Here is a 1,565-nt window from a genome sequence, read left to right on the forward strand (position 1 = left end):
GAGGGTTTTATCTTGGGAAAAAATTATATTCAAAACGAGAGGATCTATATGACAGATAAACTGATAGATACGAACATTCTTGTATATGCTTACGATACCTCTGAAGGAATAAAACATGAGAAGTCAAAAAACCTTTTGAAACAGATATGGGAAGCAGGTGGAGGAATTGTCTGTGTGCAAAATCTGATGGAATTCTTTGTTGTTATCACCCAAATTGTCTTATTGTCTTTATCGTTTATCCCTTTTGCTTCTGCTGATGGGTTCATTCATATTTACTATGAAGACAGGTGGAATTTATTCAATGAAGACCAGCAACTCTGTGCAATTAACTATAAAGACGGATTCCAAAATATGATTTTAATAGTAGACCCAGGTCAAGAACTAACCGGAGAAAAAGCCGTTTGGATATTTCCTATTCCAGTAAAACCAAATAGAATTGCTATCAATATTGTGAAAGATTTCCCTCAATTTTTGGGTTATGATGTTCAAGATAAAGCTGATGAATCAATCTCTAATGTTTTTATGGCTATGCGAGCAACCCAAATTTATACCTTTCCAGTTTTATCTCTCACTATGCTTAAAATGGAAGGAGCAAGAAAGGGAGTGGAAGGTATGTTGGAGGAAGTTACCATTTATAAACATATTGAAAAAATGGGACTTACTACAGAATTGGTTTCTGCTGTTGATGGGTCTTCATTGACAAATTATGTAATTTCAAAAGGTTTAAACTTACCAGAATCTTCAAGGTCTATTTTAGATGAATATATAGGTCGAGAATATTCTTTTGTCATATCCTGGATTTCTAATATTGAAAAATTCAAACAGGAGCAAGGAACAGTAAAACAAGGCTATGGTGAAAAGTGGGAAATGTGGACAAGTAATTCAATTGGGGTTTTTATTACATTCCCAACTGATAAAATATACTATCCTCTAAAACCAACATCTGTTTACGGAAGTACAAGAGTTGCAGCAGTCATTTATGTTTTAGATTATGTCGAGCCTGAATTATACGATGGAGTTAAAACAAATGCCGAAGTAAATTATTTCTTTGAAAACCAATTAAGTGCTCCAGAAGGATTAAGAGATTTTTTTGCTGAATATGAAAAGAAGCCTTCCACTTACTATACAGGAAAGGCTCAAGAACAAGGTTTCACGGTGAAAGATGTAAAATATACAAGAATCAAAATAAATCCACCTTCAAAATATTTAACTCAAGATTTATGGATGAAAGTATCTGCCCCATTTAAAATAAAAGCAGCTGATTTTGCAAGCAGATATGGATTATTATACGGTTTAATATTTTTTATATTATGTTCTTGCTTAGCAAGTTTATTATCGGGTATGATTATTTTTAGAAACAAAACAATCTCAAAATTAAAATTTACATTATTTGGTCTATGGAATTTCCTGACATTAATTGGTTTTTCAATCGCCGCTTATATTACTAAAATTGACATTAAATCTACCCAATCACAAGAAATTCAAAAAAGTGATATTTCATTTGGAAAGATTATTACACGAAGCTTACTTATTGCACTTGTGATTACTGTCCTGTTTTTATTCCT

The 1,565-nt window shown here is 32.1% G+C and carries 1 protein-coding gene; it reads left to right on the forward strand.

Annotation, left to right across the window (positions count from 1 at the left end; all coding sequences use genetic code 11):
- Positions 1 to 48: 48 nt before the first annotated feature.
- Positions 49 to 1,565: hypothetical protein (locus tag AB1414_20600; protein ID MEW6609810.1), on the forward strand; the 1,517-nt coding region annotated here is incomplete at its 3' end.

It is taken from the genome of bacterium, assembly GCA_040755795.1.
Taxonomy (GTDB): domain Bacteria; phylum UBA9089; class CG2-30-40-21; order CG2-30-40-21; family SBAY01; genus JBFLXS01.